21 protein-coding genes and 1 pseudogene are annotated in these 21708 nt (G+C 42.2%); 10 read left to right on the top strand and 12 right to left on the bottom strand.

Annotated elements, in window-relative coordinates; all coding sequences use genetic code 11:
• The 3 genes from FFR00_RS19730 to FFR00_RS19720 all read right to left on the bottom strand — a co-directional run.
• On the bottom strand, positions 1-86 hold an 86-nt coding region (locus FFR00_RS19730), incomplete at its 3' end, for a valyl-tRNA synthetase (protein ID WP_137672878.1).
• A 100-nt stretch (positions 87-186) separates the two neighbouring features.
• Complete coding sequence (locus tag FFR00_RS19725; protein ID WP_137675131.1) at positions 187-450, bottom strand: DUF5062 family protein; 264 nt, start codon at positions 448-450, stop codon at positions 187-189.
• A gap of 175 nt (positions 451-625) precedes the next feature.
• On the bottom strand, positions 626-1336 hold the full coding sequence (locus FFR00_RS19720; RefSeq protein WP_137675130.1) for a hypothetical protein: 711 nt from the start codon (positions 1334-1336) through the stop codon (positions 626-628).
• 286 nt (positions 1337-1622) lie between these two features.
• On the opposite strand from FFR00_RS19720, the gene FFR00_RS19715 reads away from it, so the two are divergent.
• From FFR00_RS19715 to FFR00_RS19705, 3 genes are all read left to right on the top strand, one after another.
• Positions 1623-3872: a peptidase U32 family protein gene (locus FFR00_RS19715; protein ID WP_137675129.1), complete on the top strand. Its 2250-nt coding sequence runs from the start codon at positions 1623-1625 to the stop codon at positions 3870-3872.
• A 353-nt stretch (positions 3873-4225) separates the two neighbouring features.
• Positions 4226-4633: a PH domain-containing protein gene (locus FFR00_RS19710; protein WP_137675136.1), complete on the top strand. Its 408-nt coding sequence runs from the start codon at positions 4226-4228 to the stop codon at positions 4631-4633.
• A gap of 143 nt (positions 4634-4776) precedes the next feature.
• Positions 4777-5322, top strand: a complete 546-nt coding sequence (locus FFR00_RS19705; protein WP_201798778.1) for a rhomboid family intramembrane serine protease — start codon at positions 4777-4779, stop codon at positions 5320-5322.
• Between the two features lie 101 nt (positions 5323-5423).
• Here FFR00_RS19705 and FFR00_RS19700 read toward each other — a convergent pair whose 3' ends face one another.
• Entirely contained in the window at positions 5424-6998 is a 1575-nt protein-coding gene (locus tag FFR00_RS19700; RefSeq protein WP_137675127.1) for an ABC-F family ATP-binding cassette domain-containing protein, read from the bottom strand.
• 769 nt (positions 6999-7767) lie between these two features.
• Here FFR00_RS19700 and FFR00_RS22070 point away from each other — a divergent pair.
• From FFR00_RS22070 to FFR00_RS19675, 5 genes and pseudogenes are all read left to right on the top strand, one after another.
• Positions 7768-7839, top strand: a pseudogene (locus tag FFR00_RS22070) (hypothetical protein); the annotation flags it as partial.
• 70 nt (positions 7840-7909) lie between these two features.
• Positions 7910-8278 carry a hypothetical protein gene (locus FFR00_RS19690; RefSeq protein ID WP_137675126.1) on the top strand — a complete coding sequence of 123 codons (369 nt, stop codon included), beginning with the start codon at positions 7910-7912 and terminating at the stop codon, positions 8276-8278.
• A gap of 119 nt (positions 8279-8397) precedes the next feature.
• Positions 8398-9258 (top strand): PhzF family phenazine biosynthesis protein, encoded by an 861-nt coding sequence (locus FFR00_RS19685; RefSeq protein WP_137675125.1) that lies wholly within the window; start codon positions 8398-8400, stop codon positions 9256-9258.
• 276 nt (positions 9259-9534) lie between these two features.
• The gene (locus tag FFR00_RS19680) at positions 9535-10230 is read left to right on the top strand and encodes a glutathione S-transferase (protein WP_137675124.1); all 696 of its coding nucleotides are present in this window, start codon (positions 9535-9537) and stop codon (positions 10228-10230) included.
• A gap of 222 nt (positions 10231-10452) precedes the next feature.
• Positions 10453-12531 (top strand): DUF4962 domain-containing protein, encoded by a 2079-nt coding sequence (locus FFR00_RS19675; protein WP_137675123.1) that lies wholly within the window; start codon positions 10453-10455, stop codon positions 12529-12531.
• 121 nt (positions 12532-12652) lie between these two features.
• On the opposite strand, the gene FFR00_RS21925 is transcribed toward FFR00_RS19675, so the two are convergent.
• Together FFR00_RS21925 and FFR00_RS19665 are read right to left on the bottom strand one after the other, a co-directional pair.
• On the bottom strand, positions 12653-13555 hold the full coding sequence (locus FFR00_RS21925) for a hypothetical protein (protein ID WP_235836268.1): 903 nt from the start codon (positions 13553-13555) through the stop codon (positions 12653-12655).
• Between the two features lie 256 nt (positions 13556-13811).
• Complete coding sequence (locus FFR00_RS19665; RefSeq protein ID WP_137675122.1) at positions 13812-15008, bottom strand: IS4 family transposase; 1197 nt, start codon at positions 15006-15008, stop codon at positions 13812-13814.
• 346 nt (positions 15009-15354) lie between these two features.
• Between FFR00_RS19665 and FFR00_RS19660 the strand changes: the two genes are divergently transcribed.
• Positions 15355-16194: a DMT family transporter gene (locus FFR00_RS19660; RefSeq protein WP_255437939.1), complete on the top strand. Its 840-nt coding sequence runs from the start codon at positions 15355-15357 to the stop codon at positions 16192-16194.
• 96 nt (positions 16195-16290) lie between these two features.
• On the opposite strand, the gene FFR00_RS19655 is transcribed toward FFR00_RS19660, so the two are convergent.
• Positions 16291-17901, bottom strand: a complete 1611-nt coding sequence (locus FFR00_RS19655; RefSeq protein ID WP_137675120.1) for an ABC-F family ATPase — start codon at positions 17899-17901, stop codon at positions 16291-16293.
• 282 nt (positions 17902-18183) lie between these two features.
• Between FFR00_RS19655 and FFR00_RS19650 the strand changes: the two genes are divergently transcribed.
• Positions 18184-18471, top strand: coding sequence for a hypothetical protein (locus FFR00_RS19650; protein WP_137675119.1), 288 nt, complete (start codon positions 18184-18186; stop codon positions 18469-18471).
• A 31-nt stretch (positions 18472-18502) separates the two neighbouring features.
• Here FFR00_RS19650 and FFR00_RS19645 read toward each other — a convergent pair whose 3' ends face one another.
• The 5 genes from FFR00_RS19645 to FFR00_RS22065 all read right to left on the bottom strand — a co-directional run bounded on the left by FFR00_RS19645 (position 18503) and on the right by FFR00_RS22065 (position 21523).
• Positions 18503-18772 (bottom strand): Txe/YoeB family addiction module toxin, encoded by a 270-nt coding sequence (locus FFR00_RS19645; RefSeq protein ID WP_137675118.1) that lies wholly within the window; start codon positions 18770-18772, stop codon positions 18503-18505.
• A gap of 11 nt (positions 18773-18783) precedes the next feature.
• The gene (locus FFR00_RS19640) at positions 18784-19038 is read right to left on the bottom strand and encodes a type II toxin-antitoxin system Phd/YefM family antitoxin (RefSeq protein ID WP_137675117.1); all 255 of its coding nucleotides are present in this window, start codon (positions 19036-19038) and stop codon (positions 18784-18786) included.
• 381 nt (positions 19039-19419) lie between these two features.
• Complete coding sequence (locus FFR00_RS19635) at positions 19420-20400, bottom strand: hypothetical protein (protein ID WP_137675116.1); 981 nt, start codon at positions 20398-20400, stop codon at positions 19420-19422.
• Between the two features lie 208 nt (positions 20401-20608).
• A complete protein-coding gene (locus FFR00_RS19630; RefSeq protein WP_137675115.1) occupies positions 20609-21175 on the bottom strand; it encodes a thioredoxin family protein in 567 nt (188 codons plus the stop codon).
• 111 nt (positions 21176-21286) lie between these two features.
• Positions 21287-21523 (bottom strand): Imm32 family immunity protein, encoded by a 237-nt coding sequence (locus FFR00_RS22065; RefSeq protein ID WP_373681420.1) that lies wholly within the window; start codon positions 21521-21523, stop codon positions 21287-21289.
• Positions 21524-21708 lie beyond the last annotated feature (185 nt).

Genomic DNA, 21708 nt, shown 5'->3' with positions numbered 1-21708 from the left:
TCGATGCGCGCTACGACACCTAATTTAAAGGCTAAGGTGTAATCTCGTTGTGTGCGCTTACGGCTTGAGTTAATGGGTGTTGTCATAAAGAAGTCCTCTTTATGTCAACCTATTTCCGGACGGGACAAACAAACATAAAAAAGCAGCACTTAAGCGCTGCTTTTAAATCGATAACTTGAACCGGTGCTAGCCGTCTAATAGCTCATGGTCTTTAGGTAATTGACCCGCTAACCACAATACCAACTTGTGGCGCATTTCTGGGCCGGTGATTTTGTCTTTGGGGAGCGGGGTAAGTCGCTTGTCTTCGGCCAACAGCATGTATAAAGCTTCTACTTTGTCTTTCTCTGAAATGCCGGGAGGAAACTTGGCAAAACCGCGTTGCAGTGCGTATACCTCGCCAATTTGTAAGGCTTTTTTGAGTAACTGCGCTTCATGTTTATACTTTTTCACTAATGGTCTCGCTACTGAGCAACTTTGTTCCAACATACGGTAAAGCGACCTTTAATAACAGCGCTTAAATCACTAATTGCAGGTCGCACCAATAACAATGGTTTAGTTGTCGAAAAAATAGTCGCTTAGGCTAAGTGCTCCATGCCGAGGCAAAGGTTTAGATAAGCAAGTGACATCAGTTCTTTTTCATCAGCTCTGCAAATCGTGTTGAAGCAAAATTTAGCCCCGCGCTGCCTCCACCTAATAAACCACCGGTAACTAATACGTCTGCAATTCTTATTAAGTGGCCGTGTATGCCGGATATTTCAGTTAAGTTCATCATTACATCGCTAAGAATACTAAGCCCTAGTGATGCCAGTACAATACCCGAAATAAACACAAAAAAGGTCACATCGCGGTTGCAGGTAGATTGATGCCTAGCTAGCGAGAACTCGTAACTGTGTTTAATGCAAAGTAGCGCGGCACGGTACTCATCGGCGTTGTCTTCTGGCGGAATAAGCAAATCAACCATTTGCTTATCTAGCACTTTTTGGGCGACTTGGATTTCTCGCTCAAATACCATTTTTAGTACATTAAGGTGTTGGCTTTCATCTGACAGGGTTTCTTTGATTCTGGATATTCTTAACGTCCAGTCAGCTACTTTTCGATTTCGGTAGTTACTCACAAACACCGCAGCAGCGCGCTCTACCGCAACCACAATAAATAGGTATTTGAGAAAAATATCGCTGCCTTTATCGGATAGCTCGGGATTGACCACCAGAAAGTGAATGTCTTTGTAACCCCAGTAGAACGCAGCAATGAGGCTGGTAACTAAGATAATAACAGCAACCACCACTTGCCAAGTGCCGGTAGATTTTTTGCTAGGGTATGAATTGCTATTAGCCATAAGCTTTAGTCCTGATTGTTCGAGCAATCGGTCATTTGCTATTAAGCGCCCACCATAAGCTGTGGGTTCTACCCATAGTTTAGTCGCTGCTTAGTGGCTTGTGGGATGAATCGCCAAAGTAAGCTTGGCTAGCGGCAAGTGATATAGCCTGGAATGACTAAATGCAATGGGCTCAATAACTAAGATTGGACGAAGTTAGTTAACTGTAGCAATAGTGTTCGGTTGCCGTTAAAATCCCGCGCAGTAAAAATAAGGCTGTTAGCCCAAGTAAAGTGAGTTTGAAACAATGACTAGAAAGATAGAGTTGCTTGCCCCTGGTGGTGATGTAGAAGCCATTAAAGCGGCGGTAATTGCCGGGGCTAATGCGGTGTATTGTGGTTTAGATACGTTTAATGCCCGTAACCGAGCCTCTAACCTTTCTTTTGAAGATCTCAGTGGCATATTACGCTTAGCGCATAAGTACGACTGTGAAGTGTTTTTAACGCTAAATGTGGTAATTCTTGAACAAGAAATTCCCGCCATGGTTAAGCTGCTGAACAAACTGGTTAATTCCGGTATCGACGGCATTATTGTTCAAGATTTGGGAGTATTTAACTTAGTTAAAAAGCACTTTCCTAGCTTGGACATTCACGCTTCTACCCAGCTTACTACACATAACGAAGGCCAAATTGAATTCTTGGCTAAACTCGGTGCTACGCGAGTGAACTTATCGCGAGAGCTAAATCTACCGGAAATTAAAACCTTAACTGCCTTAGCACACCAGCACGACGTATTAACCGAAGTTTTTGTGCACGGCTCTTTGTGTATTGCCTTTTCTGGCCAGTGTTACTCAAGCTCGGTAAGTGTTGGTAACTCTGGTAACCGAGGCCGTTGCAGCCAAGCCTGTCGCGACGAATACGAAATTACCGCTGCTGGCAATCGTTTCCCGCTTAACCTAAAAGATAACTCTGCTTATTTTGATTTGCCGCAGTTGGTTGATGCTGAAGTAGACTCACTCAAAATTGAAGGCCGAATTAAAGGCGCTCACTATGTTTACACGGTTGTCGATAGCTGGCGTAAGCAAGTGGATAAGTTTGTAGAAAGCGGCCAGTTGCTGGAAGATGACTCAAACCTACACCGAGTGTTTAACCGCGATTTCACTAACTCGTTTCTGCAGGGCAACCTGACCAAAGATATGTTTATTGATAACCCTCGCGACCACAGTGTGCAGCATGCGGTGCAAAAATATAACGCCATATCGGTGGTAGAAATTAAAGAAGCCAGAAAAGGCCTTCACGCCGAGCGTAACGAAATTGGTGAAGAACTGGCCGAAAAAATTAAGTACCTAAGTATTGCCAAGCAACCTTTGGCAATGGCGTTCTCAGGCTCTTTAGATACACCGCTATGTTTAACCATGACCATTGGTGATAACGACAAAGTGCATCGCCTGCAAACGACATCTTCGTTGCGAGTAGCCTCTAAAATTACGCTAGATGCCGAAGCCATTGAAAAACGTTTTAAAAACTTTGCTATTAACGACTTTAGCGTTGAAGCGTTTGATTGCAGTGAGCTAGATGAAAACTTAAGCCTTCCTTATAAAGAGTTAACCGAACTTAAAAACCAAGCGGCATTTCTACTGAATAACTCGGTGCCTATAGTGCCAGCGGTAGAAGTACCAGCGCTTGAGAAACACCAGCGCATTACTAGCAAGCCAAGTATGTCAATACTGATTGCGGATGAGAAAGACCTGCCGCTATGTGATTTAACCGAATCGGATATTTACTTTAAGTTGCCAGAGAGCTTTAAAAAGGGCTGTAACAAGTACATAGATATTTTCTTGCGTAACCCGCGTTTAATCCCTTGGTTTCCTGCAGTACTTATTGGGAAAGACTATTTAGAAGCGGTGCGCTTATTAGAACAAGTTCGCCCAGCAAAAATAGTAAGCAATAATACTGGTGTTGCTTACAAGGCATTTGAAATGGACATAGAGTGGATAGCGGGCCCATTCTTAAATACCACTAACTCTTACGCTTTGCTTACCCTTAAGGAAGAGTTGAATTGTGCGGGCGCCTTTATATCTAACGAAATAAACCGCCTACAAATTAGAAACATTACTCGCCCAGACAACTTTAAAATGCTCTACAGCATCTACCATCCTATTTTAATGATGACCAGCCGCCAGTGCTTTTTCCAACAAACTGTTGGCTGTAACAAACCCGCGATTGAAGACGGTTGCATGCTCAAATGTACTAAGGCTACCACTATCACTAACGTGAAAGGTGTGTCGTTTGCCGTAGATAAACAAAAGGGCGGTTACCCGAGTATTTACAACCACGAGCAGTTCTTAAACTTTGATATTGTGAATGACCTCGCTGGGCAGTTTGACGAATTCTTTATCGACTTAACCAATATTGGAGCGGGCTCTAAAGCAGAGTTAGATAAAACTGAATTAGTCACTCAATTTGAGCGCTTCTTGCAAGGCGATGAACAAGCGCAGCAACACTTAAGTGAGATGGTCACCGTACGGACCAATGCACAATATAGCCAAGGTTTGTAAGTAGGCGCTTGAAAGCGTTAGCTATCTGGCGACTATTCTTAAGCCCGTTAGTTAGCAAGTAATCTAGCTTTGCTTAGCCCTTAAGTGGCTAGATTACTTCGCAAACACATTTCTGCACCAACAACGGTAAACCTGTTTTAGCTAGTTGTGTTCACTAGATTGATTAACCTTCGGTTAAGTGCGATGCAGCTGTTTGTCACTCCTTACATCTATTCATTTATCTTTCTATTTTTCTATTTACTGATGTTCTTGTTTTTATGTCTTCAGGTTGCTGATAATATTGGCTTTATAAGAAGAGCACTTGCTTATAATAAGCGTTTGTAATGATTTAGATAGCATAACAAGGAGTAGTGATGAATAAAGAACAGGCTCAAGAATACATCAAAGATAATCTGAATGAGGGCGATGCGCTTATTGGTTTTTTTCAAGCTATTAGCCCTCCCAATATTTGGTTGTTTTTCTTGATCGGGCCTCTTTTTGTATTAAGTATGAAATCCTATTTCTTAGCGGTGACCGAGAAAGGTATCTCGTTCCATAAACTCAGCATGTTAGGTAAGTTTAAAGAGCATGACTTTTTCGAATTTGATGAGATTGAAAGCGTAAAAATAGGCAAGGGATTGCTTCAACGACCAATGAAGTTTACCTTTAAAAATAATCGAAAAGTAACGGTAAAAGCCCAGCTTAAGGGTGTAGAAAAGATTGCAAAGTTACTGCCTGATGTGCAGCAACACATCGAGAAAAATATACCATTAGCTCAATGATTCTATTCCTTATCACAGTAACCATTTATGTTGGCCTATTAGTTTCTATTAAGCCTGCGCCAAGCAGTTTGAAGGCCAGTGCTGTCACTTATAAAGAGAACCTTCAGAGTGTGTGGGCATCGGTATGTTCGGGAGTCTTAATCATGGTGGTATTTCTAGTCACCACTAATTTTGGCTTTATTACTGTAGATGAATATTTGTATCACATATTGGCTTTGAGTAATGATGGCGAACAGTTTTTAAAATGGCCATTACAGCCGATAACCCATCTCTTTGTTCATGGGAATTTAGTCCATCTTGCAGCCAATGTGGTTGGTTTAGGCCTCGCTTCTGCTTATGAGCGCAGAGTTGGAGCTAAAAGGTATTTTGCTGTCCTTGTAGTTGGCGCTTTCGCATCTATACCGTCAATACTATTCTATTCAGAAAATATTGCTGTATGTGGTATCTCAGGCGGTGTCTTTGGTCTTGCTGCAGCCTATTTTACCGATGAAGAGGAGTTAACGCTTAAAGAGTGGTTGTCTGCCATTTTTCTGTTCTCGTTTATGGCATTAATGCTGGCTTTCTACTCAGAGTTTGACAGTGATTCTAACGACCCCTTGGATATGGGGGTTGACCATATAGGCCACCTGCTCGGTGCGTTAGGGGCAATTTTATATTGCCGCTTAAAACCGTTGAGCGTGGTGCAGTGAAAACCGAATAACTAAGCGTTAGCTTTGAGAGATGAAATACCAAAGGCCTAAGGTATTCCTTTGGCCTTGGTATTTTTTTACTTACTTTTTGTATGTGTTAATTAGCTCATCACAACTTCTTCGCAAGCTGAAATATCTCGCACAAAATCCTCGTCATGACTCACTAAAATAAACGCACCTTTATAAGTGTTTAATGCCTCTGCCAGTAGTTGCTTCGACTCTATGTCTAAGTGGTTATCGGGTTCATCTAACAGCAGCAATGGCGAATTAACCATGTGGCTCACCATTAACATGGCTAGTTTCATTTTTTCGCCACCGCTTAGCAGAGCAACTTCTCGGTGTACTAAGTCTCGTCTAAAACCAATACCTGCTAAGAGTGTGCGCGCAGTGCTGTGATGCAGGCCGCTGCAATGTGTGGTTAAGTTATCTAGCAGACTCGTTAAAGGATTGAGCAAACCAAAATGCTGATCCATATACACGGTGTTGGTATTCACCGTAATAAGGCCGCTGTATTGAGTCTCTGCTCCGTTTATTGCTTTTAGTAAGGTGGATTTACCACAACCGTTCGCGCCACTTAAGTGGACCCTTTCAGTTTGCGATAGGCTAAAGGTAACAGGTTCGCTGTTGCCTAAGACTAGGCAACATTGCTTAATGCTTAACAAGCTACGTTTTTTGGTTTGCTCCGATTGTTGCAAATACAAAGCTTGCGGTTTTAGCTGTTCTTTTTGTTGCTGTAAGGCTTGCAGTTTATCTTGGCTTCGCTCACGTTGGTTTTGTTGCATAGTGGCCGTTGCAGAGAGGCTTTGGCCTGCGCGTTCTTTCATTGCGTCGAGTAAAATCTTTGGCTGGCTGCCCGATTTTCTTATTCGGTTTCCTTTCGCTTCCCGTTGCTGAGCCTTTTCCTTATTGGCTTGGGCTTGCCGTTCTATCTTCTTTTGCTCTGATTTTACTTGAGTAATTTGCTTGTCTAAAGCGTCACTTTGCGCAGAAGATTGAGCCCAATACTCGTCGTAGTTGCCGCTATAAAAGCGCAAACCTAAACGCGTGAGCTGATAAATAGTGCTCACTTGCCTTAACAGTTGGCGGTCGTGGCTAACTATTAATGCTTGGCCTTGGTAGTGCTTTAATTGCTCTATTAACCACAACCTGCCATTTGAATCTAGGTGGTTAGTGGGCTCATCCAGCAACAAAATGTCGGCGTCGGATTCAAATAAGCGATGTAGTTGGAGTAGGGCAAGTTGCCCACCGCTTAAGGTGTGGCAATACGCATCAAGGCTTTCACCAATATTTAGTTTTTCTAAGGTGTGCTGAGCACGAGTTTTTACCTCCCAGTCTTCGCCCAGTAAATCAAAATGCTCTGGTTTACAGCTGCCTTGCTCAATCGCATGATAAGCCGCCAGTTTTTCGCTAATACCCAAATATTCATCAATACGAATATTGCTGTCTAATAAATGCGACGGTAATTGTGAGTAAAAGCCAATGTTACCTTGGCGGGTTACGCTGCCTTGGGTGGCGTTAAGCTGGCCAAGTAACAAGGAAACGAACAAAGATTTGCCCACGCCATTGCGGCCCACTAAACCGCTTAAACCTGGCGCTAAGTTAAAGCTTATATCGCTAAATAACCATTCACCGTTATCGAGCTGAAATGATAATTGGGTGGTTGATAATACAGGCATAATTCTGCCTCCCTTTACGTTAAACGTGTAAAAGGGGTCGCGCCATTCTATTCAATGAGAATGGCTTAGCCGTTACTTAGGTGAGATTGCCAAGACAAAGATCGAACGCGACCTAAAACAGCAATATGCTCAAATTTTGTAGATAAGAAATGACGAAAGTAACGCCCACTAACCCCGAGTGTCCAAATGGTTGATATAAATTGGATGTCAGGTGGTTAGTACTTCATTATGGCGTTAGCTCCATTAGATTAGGTGGAGGGATTATAGAGAACTACTGGCTAAAACTTCAACAATTATTTATAGGCCATACAAATAAGCGAAGTTGGGCGATAATTTGAGGCTTGAGTTTGATCAGTTTCTATCAAGCTAGCCCCGCTCAATAAAACATGCCTTCAACATAGATGCCTATGCGGTAGTATTAGTCTTATCTTTTTGCTGCTTTCTCACAGTGAATTCGCGACTCTCCTTTTCCTTGAGGTCTGCATCTTTCTATCATGAGTTTTTTGTCATTTTGGTTTTTAAGTCGCTGAATCAACAAGGTTTAAGTGATCGCATTGATTTGGCTAAATGAGAGGGCTTAGAAAATTCTCTTGTTTAAACAATAGGGAGCCTTTCGGTACGCAGTTATGCGCCTTGGTGAGTTCGTTGGTAGAGCGCAAGAATGTAATACAAGTTCGAATTGACCTCCCTGTCGATCTGAACAAGTAGGGGACTAAATCGTAATACTGATTATAATTTCCCTCCGGACTCATACTCTGACACGAGGTTTACTTGTGTAGATTGCGGCATTAAAGAAACATGGGCAGCTCAACAACAGAAGTTTCACCAAGCAAAGCTATAGCATTCAAGAGAAATAAATGAGATTTATCAATATATTCATACTCTTAAGTATTCTGGGACTGACTGGTTGTATGGATACATATAATCATCGGCAATATTTATTAGTTCCAGAATTATCCAAAGATCAGGTAGAAGAACTTAAGCAAAAGTTAACTATAGCTTTTGAGCCTATTCTTGAAAAACATGGATTGTATCGTTCAACTCCGAATTCAAAAGTAGAAGGGGTTATTCTTTATTATTCAGATGGAGGTAATTTCGGAATTGGAGTCGGCGGACGAAATACCAGCCAAGGCGTTGTGATTGATATTACCCATTTTCACCCTGGCCGTGGTGAAACTCCTCGTTATTCTGAAATTGTGGAAGAGCTGGTTAAGACCTTAAGGGATCTGGAAAATTTTTCATATATTGAGTTAGATTATCGTAGCCAGATAGAAATCTGATGAATGCTAGTAAGCAATTCAATCAGGACAAAAGCAGTTAGTTTCTACTTCTTCGCAGCTGATTTTGGCTAACAATTTTTAATCTGCAGTTTAAGTGTTTTAAAAGGGAGAGAGCGCTAGTGAATATCAAGGTTAACTTAGTCAACTCATTTACTGTAGATGGAAAAGGCGGAAACCCTGCTGGTGTTGTTCTAAATTCGGAACAACTATCGAATGCTCAAAAACTAAACATTGCGCAAGCTGTTGGGTATTCTGAAACGGCTTTTGTTTCTAGTGATGATGAAGCTGATTACGAAGTCTCTTTCTTTACTACCACTGGGGAAGTTGATTTTTGCGGCCACGCTACACTCGCTGCGTTTTTTACCCTTTACCAAAACGGTATTCTTGCTGCAGGCTGTTATGTTCAACGCACAAAAGCAGGATTGTTGTCTGTGACTATCGAACCAGATGGTAGGGTCGTTATGGACCAGCAACTACCTAAAAAAATTGATAGTTTTACATACCAAGAAATTTCAAATGTTATAGGTATTGAAAGAGGCATACTAGCAAGCACTAAGTTGCCTATAGAGGTTATTTCAACAGGACTAGCGGATGTGATTATTCCTGTACCTAAAGGGTGTTTAGATTCAATTGAACCTGATGATGCGCTTATCGCTGATTTTTGCGAACAGAATAAGCTGGTAGGTTTTCATGTTTTTGAACTTTGTAAGTTGGAAAATAAACTTACAGCTAGCTGTCGTAACTTTGCCCCGTTGTTTGGTATCCCTGAAGAGTCTGCTACAGGCAGCGCTAGTGGCGCCTTAGCGTGCTATCTTTCAGAGCATTTAGCGCTGGGTAGTGATTATGTTTTTGAGCAAGGCAGGGCGATGGGAAGTGCGTCTATTATTACCGCATCTATTCAATCTGAACATTCAAGAGTAATTGATGTAAAGGTGGGCGGTTTTGCAACTAGCATTGGTACGCTAGTCATCTCCTTGTAACAGGCACATATAGATGGATTGTTCCCATCCCCAATTTAGTCGCGCGAATTCTTATCCTCAACCAGTAGAATCTTTTAAAGCCATCAAAACCCTTTTCAGTTATGTTCTTAAGTATCTTTGCTGAGTGCATACTATTGCCTTTCGGTTTGAGTACCAAAAGCTTGGGCACTCAATAAAGTGGTCAACTTGTATTGCTTACCGAGCTAAACTAAATGCTAGCCTTATTGGCCATGAAGTGTATTAGCCCGCATTAAGCAAAGGATTGTTAAACGCATAATGAAAACCTTACCCATTTTGTACTCTCTGCAAAACTGCCCTTACGCAATGCGTGCGCGCTTGGCAATATTACTTGCTCAGCAAACAATACACTTACGCCCCATTGTGATGAAAAACAAACCCGCAGAGATGCTGGCAGTATCACCGAAAGCCACCGTACCAGTGCTAGTTATTGAGCCTTTAGCCGATGGAAAGCAGAGCGCTAAGCAGCATTCTAGGGAAGCACAGATTATTGATGAGAGCTTAGACATTATGTTATGGGCGTTACAACGTAATGACCCCGAAGATTTACTGTGTGCATCTAATCCTGATGCGCTTGCTGAAATGCTTAATGTTATTGAACAAAATGATAAACAGTTTAAACCCGATCTCGAGCGCTACAAAGACGCTAAACGTTACCACCACGGTGACTTAGAAGCATGTAGATTAAAGTGTGAGCCTTTTGTTCAGGCGCTAGAGCGGCGCTTAAGCCAGCATGCCTTTTTGATGGGGGAGAAAGCCAGCTTATTGGATTACGCCTTATTACCTTTTGTTCGCCAGTTCTCAAAGGTGAATCGTCAGCTTTACTTGCAGGGGCCATATACCCATTTGCAAGCTTGGTTAAATGCCCATTTGCAAAGCCGTTTGTTCTCAAAGGCAATGTTCAAATTTCCACTGTGGCTAGACACGCAGGAAGATATTTTATTTGGTGATTAGCTCGCTTTTCTCTAAAAATTTGAGCAAAACAGAGAAGGACACCCATGCTTCTTTTGTGGTTTGCCTAGCAAATACAAATTCATGTGGAAAATTTGCTATTGATCACGCGTTTTTGACCAAAAATAAAGTGCTAGGTTTTACACTCTGCCTTATTAATAATACAATAGTATTAATTATTTTTATTGAATCCCTCTCCACTTTTTATTGAATAAGAGAGCAAGTATGAGCAAGCAAAAATCCCTTGATGCCATTAGAAAAATGAAGTTAGAAAATGATACTTCAGCTGGCAACCTGGTAGATCTACTTCCTATCGAAGTACAAAAACGCGATTTTGATTTATCGTTTTTAGATAACTTGAGTGAAGCGCGACCGCGCCTTCTTGTTCAAGGTAAAGACCTTACTGAATTTCAAGCCAAGGTGAAAGCTGATCCATCATTTTGTATGTACGATGATTTCATCAAAAACTCGACAGTTAAGTTCTATGAAACAGCACCATTTGACGAGCCTCAAGCCTATCCTGAAGAAACAGTAGGTAAAGCCTCTCTTTGGCGACCTTACTGGCGCCAAATGTACGTTGACTGCCAAATGGCGCTTAATGCCACACGTAATCTCGCTATTGCGGGTATCGTAAGTGAAGACGAAGAGCTTATTGCAAAAGCCAAGGCATGGACTTTAAAGCTGGCCACCTACGATCCAGAAGGTGTTACGTCGCGAGGTTACAACGATGAAGCAGCATTCCGTGTTGTGGCCGCCATGGCGTGGGGTTACGACTGGTTAAATGGTCACTTTACCGACCAAGAGCGTGAAACTGTAAAAGATGCCTTGATTGTTCGCTTAGACGAAATTATGCACCACCTAAAGGTAACGGTTGATCTGCTGAACAACCCACTAAACAGCCACGGTGTACGTTCAATCTCTTCTGCGATTATTCCTACCTGTATCGCGCTTTATCACGATCACCCAAAAGCCGGTGAGTACATTGCCTATGCTCTAGAGTACTACGCAGTGCATTACCCACCATGGGGCGGTGTAGATGGCGGTTGGGCAGAAGGTCCAGATTACTGGAATACTCAAACAGCCTTCTTAGGCGAAGCATTTGACCTATTAAAAGCCTACTGTGGCGTAGACATGTTTAATAAAACATTCTACGAAAACACTGGCGATTTCCCACTGTACTGTATGCCTGTTCACTCTAAGCGTGCTAGCTTTTGTGACCAATCATCTATTGGTGATTACCCAGGCCTTAAACTGGCTTACAACATTAAGCATTACGCGGGTGTTAACCAAAAGCCAGAGTACGTGTGGTACTACAACCAACTTAAAAGCCGTGATACTGAAGCACATACTAAATTCTACAACTTTGGTTGGTGGGACTTTGGTTATGACGATCTTCGCTTCAATATCCTTTGGGATGCACCAGAAGAAAAAGCGCCGTCTAACGACCCGCTACTTAAAGTATTCCCAATCACTGGTTGGGCAGCATTCCACAATAAAATGTGTGAGCGCGATGAGCACATTCATATGGTATTTAAGTGTTCTCCGTTTGGCTCTATTAGTCACTCACATGGTGACCAAAACGCGTTTACATTACATGCCTTTGGTGAAACGCTTGCTTCGGTAACCGGTTACTACGGTGGTTTTGGGGTAGACATGCACACTAAGTGGCGTCGTCATACCTTCTCTAAAAACTTGCCGCTGTTTGGTGGTAAAGGCCAATATGGTGAGAACAAGAACACCAAGTTTGAAGGGCACCAAGACCGATACTGTATCGAAGCGGGTGGTAACATCACTGATTACGATACAGAATCTGATGTGAAATTTGTTGAAGGCGACGCGACCGCTTCTTACACGTTCTTTACACCTGAAATTGAGTCTTACAAACGTAAGGTTTGGTTTGTTAAGGGCAAAGTGTTTGTCATGCAAGAAAAAGCAACGCTAACTGAAGAGAAAGATCTTACTTGGTTAATGCATACAACTTATGCAACAGAGACCGCTGACAAATCTTTTGCTATTCAAGGTGAAAAAGCTAACTTAAACGTTCAATTCATTAATGAAAGTGCTGATAAGATCTTATCGGTGAAAAACGTTGAAGGTTTCGGTGAGGTAGACCCATACGAATTTAAAGATCTTGAAGTTCACCGCCATGTAGAAGTTGAGTTTAAAGCCGCGAAAGAACACAACATTCTTACGCTGTTAGTGCCTAACAAAAACAGCGGCGAGAGCGTAAACGTTTCTCACAAGTTGGTGGGTAACACATTAGAACTAAGCGTAGATGGTGAAGTAGTTACTATTGAATTGTAATTGCTTAATGAGTTTGCATTAAAAACTCAGCCACGAAGCGTTATTAAAAGCCACCCTTATTGAGGGTGGCTTTTTCGTTGTTGATGGGAGCCAATGTAATCAAATAGCTTACCTAAAGGTATTAAGTAAGTCCTACAAATAAGTGTTTTAACCAGCGGATATCTTCTGGTCCCAATTTAGCTGCATCGTGTACTTTCGGGTTATCAACAACTTCATGGTAAACATGGTAAACAGCCCTTTCTGTTAAGTTTCTCCAACTCTCGTTATCTAACTCAGGAATGCTACCTATTGATAAGTTGGGGTCAGTTAATGGGTCATGCTGGTCTTGATTTGTTCGAAGGGTCAACTCAAGTTCTTGTAATATGGGGTTTGTCACTTTAAGAGTGCTTGATTCCGAAAACTGCTTTAACACCGCTTTCTCAGCATTTTTGGCTTCTTTTTCAACTTGGTTGCGTGACAATCGTTCACCCAAAGGCCGAAGTGTATGTTTAGCTAACAAGCCTGAAATACTTGGCAATACTGCTTTAGCTGCAATGCCCACGCCAACTAAAGGGTTAAATATCGCAGCTACCCCTCCCACAATTATCATTCCATAAGTGAGTTTTGAGTCAAGCTGGTCAATATCGTTTGCTAGGGATTCGAGAGGATTCAATTTATCGGCATTGTTTTCGTAACACAAATCTTTAGCTGAGCTTAAAAGGTGCTCTCGCAGTGTTGCTTCATAATGCTCGTTAGGAAAATGAAATATTCTTCGTTTAGGTAAGTCATTTATTTCGGGGACAGAGTTAGGCAAAGAGCGCATTGTATGAAGAGTGAACCCTGCTTCACATAGATGAAAAGGAATAACAAAATAATGTTTTTCATCATATTTTTGTTTAGCGGCTTCGGTTCGTTCTAGTGAAACAATTACCGGAAGGCCATTGACGACATCCCTGACTATCTTTATTCCAGAGTCAAATTCTTCTCGGATTTTATCTGTGGCTGTACTTAGTGCACTTTTACTTTTATCGAATATCTTATTCATAGAGTAGTGTTATCAACTAACGTATCGGATTGATTTGTTAGTTTTCCCTTTCAAATTCTCACCTGCCAACCAATGCGGCAATAAGGTTAAGTAGATTTCCTTATCAGTCATATAGGCGCTACCGACATAAGCCCTATATTCATGGCGAATACTCTAGCAGTTAACGCTTTAAACTTCAGCAAGCCAAAATACTAAATATGAATTTAGAGTGTTTATAATTTATTCAGCAACTTAGGTTTAGCGCTGGAGGATCCCCTCATAAATCTTTGATCCCCGAAGAGTGAGCTAACCAGCGAAACGCGTTAATCGCCCAGCGTATTCGCTGTTCTGTTATCACATATTCTGGCCTTCGCCGTACTTCTTTTCCTAACCTGACTACCGATAAAACCGCCCGTTTACGGATGGTATTGGCCTGAAAGTGTCGTTGCCATCCAACCTGTTGTGCCACTAACCCTAACCACCATAAAATGATGTCTGCCAGCATTGCTATCAGCAGTAGTACGTCATACCGGCGCGGACATCGTGAACGGCTATGGCGCAAACCAAAGCCATATTGTGGGCTATTTAAGTCTCGGAAGGTTTCTTCTATTTGCATCCGTTTGGCATACATTTTTACCACTTGCGTAGCGGTAAACAGTTCTGGTGGCAGGTTTGTGGCCAGAACCCAAGGTTCTTTAGCGGAGCGATGATATAGCTTCTTCGCTGAATGGTTATTGCCTGAGCGGCGGGAGCGTTTATCTTTACGGTGCTTATCGTTAGATTTAAACACGTATAAGTGACAAGGCATGGGCTTCTTGCGGGCAATTTGCACCGCGCCGATATAACGTGGTTTATTGTTCGCTGAAGCATAAAGCGTTTTAGTCAGCGCCCATTGGTCACTGAGCTGATAACAGACCTCGCCACGTAGCCTACCCAACCAATACCAGCCGTAAGAGGCCACTTCCCTAAACCAGGTATTGCGATACCCCGCATCCGTCACTATCAATGGGGTGCAGCCTACTGGTAACACACTGGCTAGTTCGGATAGGAACTGATTATGACTACGAGGTGCATTGTAATCTTTGAACTCGAAGGTGCGTTCATACAAGGTAATGGAGCGCCCTTTAATAGAGACTGATGCTCGCAAGGTCATCATCCGTAATTGCTCACGTACATCCGCCCAATCGACCAAGACCACAGGCATGGGATTAGCCCCGCAAATTTGTCGAGCATGCCATTGATATATGGCTAAACGTTCGCTATTTAAATGATGATTACCGAGCAAACGGTCCATGCGTTTAATGCTGTGTTTGGGTGAGGTACGGCTGGTGATATTCCGCCCTAGCTCGGTGAGAGACAATTTATCGCCATCTAATAATGATGTTGTTGCAACCATCAGAGAGTTAAGGCGTTTTTTGTGAATATTGGGGCACAGCTCAATAAGCATTTGGTGTAGAATTTGATTTTCGCGCATCCCGACTGCCTCCGTGCAGGTTTGATAGGATTTGTTTTTGGCGAAATTAATTAGATCAAACAACGGGGTGTGCGTCTACTTATATGAATTCCCAAGGGATTATGAGGGGATTCGCTAGGGTTTAGCGTACCGTTTCTATTGTGTTATAGCCTAATACAGAGAGAGTTGATTTAAGTCATTTAATACAAAGTGTTATATGCATTTCTTTTGTTCTCAAGCTGTATGATGAAAAAAAGGGATAGTTAAACGTAGTTGCTGTAATGATACGAAATCAGGGATGTAGGGTGGTGTTATGAGTGGATACATCTATCCATTTCTCACCATCTTGATTTGGTAGGGAAGTTATATTGTAAGCAAGCTGGCTGTAGGCAATATTGAGCCAGCTACTTTGGCTTTTTACCGCTGTTTTGTAGCACTTGTAGTGATGACGTCATTGGTGCTTCCTGCTGCGGTTCGTCAATGGCAGGCGATAAAAAGTAATCTTAGCTATTTGTTGATATTGGCCGCTACGGGAATGGTGCTTAGCCAAACCATGACCTATTTCTCTGCTTACCATACCAGTGCCGCCAAAATGTCTTTGATAAACTCGATGATTCCCATTGTTAGCATCGTTTTTAGCGCTATGTTGTTACAAACTTCTGTTAGGGCTTATCAGTCGCTAGGCATTGCAATATCGCTTATCGACGTTGGTTTTATTGTATCAAGCGGGGAGGTACTGCAAGTTCTTAGCACGCCGCTCAACCGTGGTGACTTAATGATGGGCGTAGGCACGCTGTCTTATGGTTTTTATACCGTATTACTAAAAAAGTGGCCGGTTACGCTATCGGGCGCAGTGCTTATTTATGTTCAGTTGTTTCTCGGCTCGTTAATGTTGTTGCCGAATATGTTGGTGATGAGCGAGAGCGTTGTTCCATCACAAAAGGCTATTCCTCTCGTATTGTACGCATCATGTGCGCTCTCTATGGTTGCCCCTTGGCTTTGGAAGCGCTCAATTGACCGAGTAGGGGGGATGAAAACCTCGCTGTCTATGAACTTGATGCCAGTGCTTGTATTTATGATTAGTTACTTGTTTTTGGATGAACGCTTTGAGCTTTACCATTTATGGGGAACGCTGCTGATTTTATCGGGTTTGTTGATTGTTCAGTTCAGAAGCTTGATTAAGATGTATAGAGGCAAAAAAGGCTAAAGTAGCGTTCAAAGTTCTTTGGTAATTATCTATTTAGCTGAAACAAAAAAGCTCAAGCATTGGCTTGAGCTTTTATAGTTTTTATCGGCAAACAAACTAGCCGTTAGCTACCTTTAATTGCTGTTCTTGGCTGGCCAAGTACTCTTCGTAAGTACCTTGGAAGTCCACCACCTGTTGGTCTTTAATTTCAACAATGCGGGTTGCTAGTGATGAAACAAACTCGCGGTCGTGGCTGACAAAAATAAGCGTGCCGTCGTAGAGCTCTAATGCACTGTTTAGGGCTTCAATTGCTTCCATGTCTAAGTGGTTGGTCGGTTCGTCCATTACCAGCACGTTGCGGTTTTGCAGCATTAATTTGCCAAACAACAAGCGGTTTTTTTCACCACCAGAACATACTTTGGCTTTTTTGTTAAAGTCGTCGGCAGTAAACAATAAACGGCCTAGTAAACCACGTACCATTAGGTCGTCGTGTTTGGCATTACGCCATTGCGACATCCAATCGAATAGAGTCAGATCGTTATCAAAGTCACTAGTGCTATCTTGAGGGCAGTAACCTACTTCAGCGTTTTCAGACCACTTAACAGTGCCGCTATTAGCCGGTAGTTGCTCAATTAAACAACGTAAAAAGGTGGTTTTGCCTGCACCATTCTCACCAATTACCGCTAGCTTTGCGCCCGCTTCTAAAATGATGTTGCCATTTTTAAATAGCTGGCCGTCTTCAAAGCCATGGCTTAGGTTTTCTGTTACTAGCGCTTGGCGATGTAACTTTTTCTCTTGGCTTAAGCTTATTGATGGGCTGCGGCGGCTAGAGGCTTTTACTTCATCGAGTGTGATCTTTTCCATGCGTTTAGCACGAGAAGTAGCCTGTTTCGCTTTAGAGGCGTTTGCCGAGAAGCGGTTAACAAAGGCTTGTAGCTCGTCTATTTCAGCACTCTTTTTAGCGTTTTCAGTATGTAGCTGTTCTCTAATTAGCGAAGACGCTTCAATGAATTTTTCGTAGTTACCTGGGTAAATACGCAGCTCGCCGTAATCAATATCAGCCATGTGAGTACATACCGAGTTTAAAAAGTGGCGGTCGTGCGAAATGATAATCATGGTGCATTTACGCTGGTTAAGCACCGTGCCTAGCCATTCAATGGTATGAATGTCCAAGTTGTTGGTGGGCTCGTCGAGCAGCAGAATGTCTGGGTTGGCAAACAAAGCTTGGGCTAACAATACGCGTAGTTTCCAGCCGGGAGCCACTTGAGCCATTAAACCGTAATGAAACTCTTCGGCAATACCAGCTTCTAGTAAAATCTCACCAGCGCGGCTTTCGGCACTGTAGCCGTCCATTTCCGCGAACTCTGTTTCAAGGTTGGCTACTTTCATGCCGTCTTCTTCAGACATCTCTGGCAGCGAGTAAATGCGGTCACGCTCTTGTTTTACTTTCCACAGTGCTGCATCACCCATAATTACCGTATCAACCACGGTGTATTCTTCAAAGGCAAATTGGTCTTGGCTTAGGGTACCTACCGTTTCTCCAGGCGTGATAGATACGTTGCCAGAGCTTGGTACTAATTCACCACTTAGAATCTTCATAAAGGTTGATTTACCGCAACCGTTAGCGCCAATTAAGCCATAACGATTACCGTTACCAAACTTAGCTGAGATGTTTTCGAACAAAGGCGTAGCGCCAAACTGCATGGTGATGTTTGCGGTAGAAATCAAAAGGTAATCCCGATTAGGTCAATAAGGCTGTTAAGCAAGCACGCAAAGGTAAGCGTATAAGGGGGCGCACTATAAAGAAAAGTGTGACCAATGTCGAGTTAAGTTGTATGAAGTTTAAACAGTACTTACTAGCGGCGGCCTTATTTGAATGGGTCCTTCAATGCTTTAAGCCACTAGCATTAGAAAGTGTCCGTAGACTTATAAGGTTGTGTCAATTGGCAAGCGAAAGAGCGGCTGGGGAGGGGGAGAGGCGACTTTCGCATCGCCTAGTCCTTAGCCACTATGTCTGTTATCAATAACCATGAGAAGCGAATCCCCGACCGCCGCAAAACATTGCTTGGTAATATTGAAAAAGCAGTCTGGTTAGACGATGAAAAGCTACTCGATGCAACGCTTGATTCTATCGACCACTTTAATGATAAAAAACCTGAGTTTGGTATTGGCAGCAAGAATATTGAGGCCAGTTTGAAAGCCAGAGCGCGGTCTAGCAGTAAAACGCTCAACGGTATATATCTCGATAAGATGTCAGAACACTTGCGAGTGCAAGGACGCTTTGCTGATTACGATTAGAAACAAAAGCCCCGCATAGAGCAGGGTTTAATTACTTACTATAGTGATAACGACAGCTGACAATATTTATTTGGCTATCTGTAATCTGATAAACGATTCTATCGGCGCTAGTTATTCGTCTAGACCAAAATCCGCTCAGATTTCCTTTAAGTGGTTCAGGCTTTCCAATGCCTTTAAATGGTTCTCGCTGTATCGCTTCAATAAGCTTGTTTATTTGCTTAACTATTTTGGCGTTTTCCGTTTGCCAACCCTTGTAATCCTTCCATGCAATATCTGTAAAATTAATAGTGCGTTTCGGCATCGATTAACAACCTATACTTTCATCAATTCACGCTCTTTAGCTTCGCCAGCTTTAAGCTGCGCTATTGAATCGTTTAAGTGTATGGCATTCGCTGGATTGGATAATAAATGTAGTGTTTCTTGCCAGCTGTTAAATTCACTAACTGACATTACCACTACGTCGTCACCTTCACGCCTATGTATAAGCGCTTGATCACAATCATTAGTCACCGAATCCAGCATACTCTTAAGATTGGCTCGCGCCTCTGAATAAGAATAAGCCTTCATTATTGACACCTCTTTTTAAAGTTCTACCTAGCTGTACAATCATTTAGTTGTACTTATTTACGTACAAGTATAAAGCGACTTAAATTTTTTATCAATAGATGGCGTTTCATACTTGAAGCTAAGACTTTAACCCCCATCTATTTAGTAACGTTAACTTACTGCTACCGACATCTGGTACAGATAGCGGTACATATTTTTAAATCGAGGTATTTACAAAAATGACAAACCCAGTAACGCAGGGCTTTGGAGCGGATACTAAACGCTTACTTCAATTGGTGATCCGCTATCTCAACTATTGAATAACTACCCTTAAATACACCCACGCCAAAATTGGCTTTATCCGACTTTAAAGACTCACTAGCGTTAACCAAAGTAAACAATCTATTTTACTTGGTATCTCAATAGCACCTTGTTATCTAGTACAACGTTTGTTGACCATATAAAGCTGGCCCCGGCACCACTAAATTTCTCAATAAAGTTCATGTAGGCTTTTTTATTGTTCACGCCTATTTCATCTTCAGTATATAAAGTCGCCCGAGGCCAAGACTGCGCGTCAAAGCCTTTTGCCATCCAATCTTGTGGTGTAGGCCAGTGCACCGCATAAGCATCTTTCCCATCATCGGTGCCTTGAGTGCTACAGTTTTCTGATAAGCGTCGACCTTTAATTTCCTGTAGGCAAGTAAGGTCATATATCGGCGAGGTATAGAATGTTTGCGCTTGCCAGTTTGCATTGGTAACCGTTCCATCGCTAAAACTAGCGATAAAGCCGCCATCGCCAGGGTGGTATGCCTTACCTCGGTTATTCTCGGAGCCTAAGCCAAGATTTTCTTCCCAATCAATCACTTTTACTGCAATGGTGTAGGGTTTGTTGACCTTAAACTTCACTATGCTCGAATTGAAAGGCGTAAATGGCACGCTATCAACAGCTATCAGCACACCATTGATATACAGCTCAAAGTAATTGTCTGCAAAAATATAGCCGGTTATTTCGTCTCCCTCAGGGTCGACAATTACAAGAGGGACAGATGTCTCATCGACATCAGCGATACTTTTATGAGTAACTCCTGCACACTCTTCATACAAATCGACAGCCTTAGGCCCAGAAGCAAAGTTGTTGTTTGCTGGCACCGTCCATACTTGGCCGTTGGAGTCGGTAATTTCTCCTATACCTGCAACACGGCTGCGGCCGTTTTTACACTCAAAAATATTCGACGCAAGTGTTTTAGCGAGGCCTTGAGTAATACTACCTGAGCCACTGTAGTTACTAATGCCATTGGCTGACGTTACTGGCGACATAGATAAAAGGGTAGTGAACATGATGGCTGAAGAGGCGGTGATGCCTCGTTGAGAATTGAGGTTCATTTAGAGCCTATATTATTGATCCCTGATTCCCTTTAGCTTAGTTGCTAAGTGATTTACACACAAAAAGAATAAAGGTTATAGAGCCTGCGAGTAGGAAATGCTTGGCGTTTAAGTCAGGCTTATTAGCCCTCACCACTTCAAGCCACTTATTAGGCTATTGACTAGAACAGTGGTAGGCAACTCAACTGACTAGCATGTATATCTCTATTCATTGGATGCTTTTGATAGATGAATCAATGATGGTATCCAAATAGTTGGCTGACTTTGTCTTCCATTTCCCATTGATTTTCTCCATAAACGTTAGCCAGGTGGGAGGCTTGTCGAATTGGTTTTGTATTAAGACTGTTGGGTATCCTTTACCACCCAAAGATTCGAATAATAAACTTTCGTCATCCCCGGCTTCGGGGGATATATTTACCTTAATTATGCGCTTCAAAGAGGTTTTCCCTCTATATGTTGATAATAACTCCTTTTCCAACAGCCGACAGTAACCGCACCAATCTGCTTGAAAATATAATAAAACGGGTACATTAATTCGTTCACTAAGCTCTAGTGCTTCTATATAACCTGGGTAATTACGATACCATTTAGAGTCATTATAGAGACCTTTAACTTCCTCAGAAGAGTTACTGTTATTAGCCTTAAGATTTACGATTTCTCCGTCGCATTTTTTATCCGTAAACACAACTTTTCCTGCTACATTACATTTATATATTTGGCTCGCATAACAATCGCCGATTAGACAAATAGTAAGTAGAAATAGTGCGATTTTCATATCGGCTAATCTCCAGTATTGAGTGAGTAAACGTTCTACTCAGCCGGCGCATTAGCGCGTGGCTGGGTTCGCTTGTCAGAGCTTCTAAAGCTCATGCTTAGTTTTCCACTCTTAGGTCCATGCATATAGCTTTACATGATGAACTTGAGTACACCCATTAATTCTCTCGGATTCTAGCATTGTGTTTGTAAGTTCATATCCCGCCCAATCTTCAGTATGAAGATGGTCGTGATCACAAACACCAGATTCCAACTCGGTGATCATTGAGTCAATAGAGCCTCTTAATCGCTTTAGGCCACTTAAATCCGCATGAATGTAGATTACATCCCCATCGGTTTTTGTCACCATGCTAAGAAGTTCCGGCTTTTCTATCATTGTCTTATAGCTCTAACAGTCTATTAAGAGGAAAAGTGCCTTGTTTAAACAAAGGGGCGGACTCTTTTCATATATTTTGTAACAGCAAGGCTATCACCTTTTCTTTTTTATATCAGCCATCTAGGTTATTATTTGATGAGAATGTCAATATAAATATC

Source organism: Agarivorans sp. Toyoura001 (assembly GCF_005405585.1).
In the GTDB taxonomy this organism is placed as follows: Bacteria; Pseudomonadota; Gammaproteobacteria; order Enterobacterales; family Celerinatantimonadaceae; genus Agarivorans.
Note: the sequence above shows the minus strand (reverse complement) of the source record. Positions and strands in the feature narration are given on the sequence as shown.

Coding starts and splice junctions, on each gene's coding strand:
- FFR00_RS19720 (WP_137675130.1), bottom strand. CDS start 1,336: ATGGCTAATAGCAATTCATACCCTAGCAAAAAATCTACCGGCACTTGG.
- FFR00_RS19715 (WP_137675129.1), top strand. CDS start 1,623: ATGACTAGAAAGATAGAGTTGCTTGCCCCTGGTGGTGATGTAGAAGCC.
- FFR00_RS19710 (WP_137675136.1), top strand. CDS start 4,226: ATGAATAAAGAACAGGCTCAAGAATACATCAAAGATAATCTGAATGAG.
- FFR00_RS19705 (WP_201798778.1), top strand. CDS start 4,777: ATGGTGGTATTTCTAGTCACCACTAATTTTGGCTTTATTACTGTAGAT.
- FFR00_RS19700 (WP_137675127.1), bottom strand. CDS start 6,998: ATGCCTGTATTATCAACCACCCAATTATCATTTCAGCTCGATAACGGT.
- FFR00_RS19690 (WP_137675126.1), top strand. CDS start 7,910: ATGGATACATATAATCATCGGCAATATTTATTAGTTCCAGAATTATCC.
- FFR00_RS19680 (WP_137675124.1), top strand. CDS start 9,535: ATGAAAACCTTACCCATTTTGTACTCTCTGCAAAACTGCCCTTACGCA.
- FFR00_RS19675 (WP_137675123.1), top strand. CDS start 10,453: ATGAGCAAGCAAAAATCCCTTGATGCCATTAGAAAAATGAAGTTAGAA.
- FFR00_RS21925 (WP_235836268.1), bottom strand. CDS start 13,555: ATGAATAAGATATTCGATAAAAGTAAAAGTGCACTAAGTACAGCCACA.
- FFR00_RS19665 (WP_137675122.1), bottom strand. CDS start 15,008: ATGCGCGAAAATCAAATTCTACACCAAATGCTTATTGAGCTGTGCCCC.
- FFR00_RS19650 (WP_137675119.1), top strand. CDS start 18,184: ATGTCTGTTATCAATAACCATGAGAAGCGAATCCCCGACCGCCGCAAA.
- FFR00_RS19645 (WP_137675118.1), bottom strand. CDS start 18,772: ATGCCGAAACGCACTATTAATTTTACAGATATTGCATGGAAGGATTAC.
- FFR00_RS19640 (WP_137675117.1), bottom strand. CDS start 19,038: ATGAAGGCTTATTCTTATTCAGAGGCGCGAGCCAATCTTAAGAGTATG.
- FFR00_RS19635 (WP_137675116.1), bottom strand. CDS start 20,400: ATGAACCTCAATTCTCAACGAGGCATCACCGCCTCTTCAGCCATCATG.
- FFR00_RS19630 (WP_137675115.1), bottom strand. CDS start 21,175: ATGAAAATCGCACTATTTCTACTTACTATTTGTCTAATCGGCGATTGT.
- FFR00_RS22065 (WP_373681420.1), bottom strand. CDS start 21,523: ATGGTGACAAAAACCGATGGGGATGTAATCTACATTCATGCGGATTTA.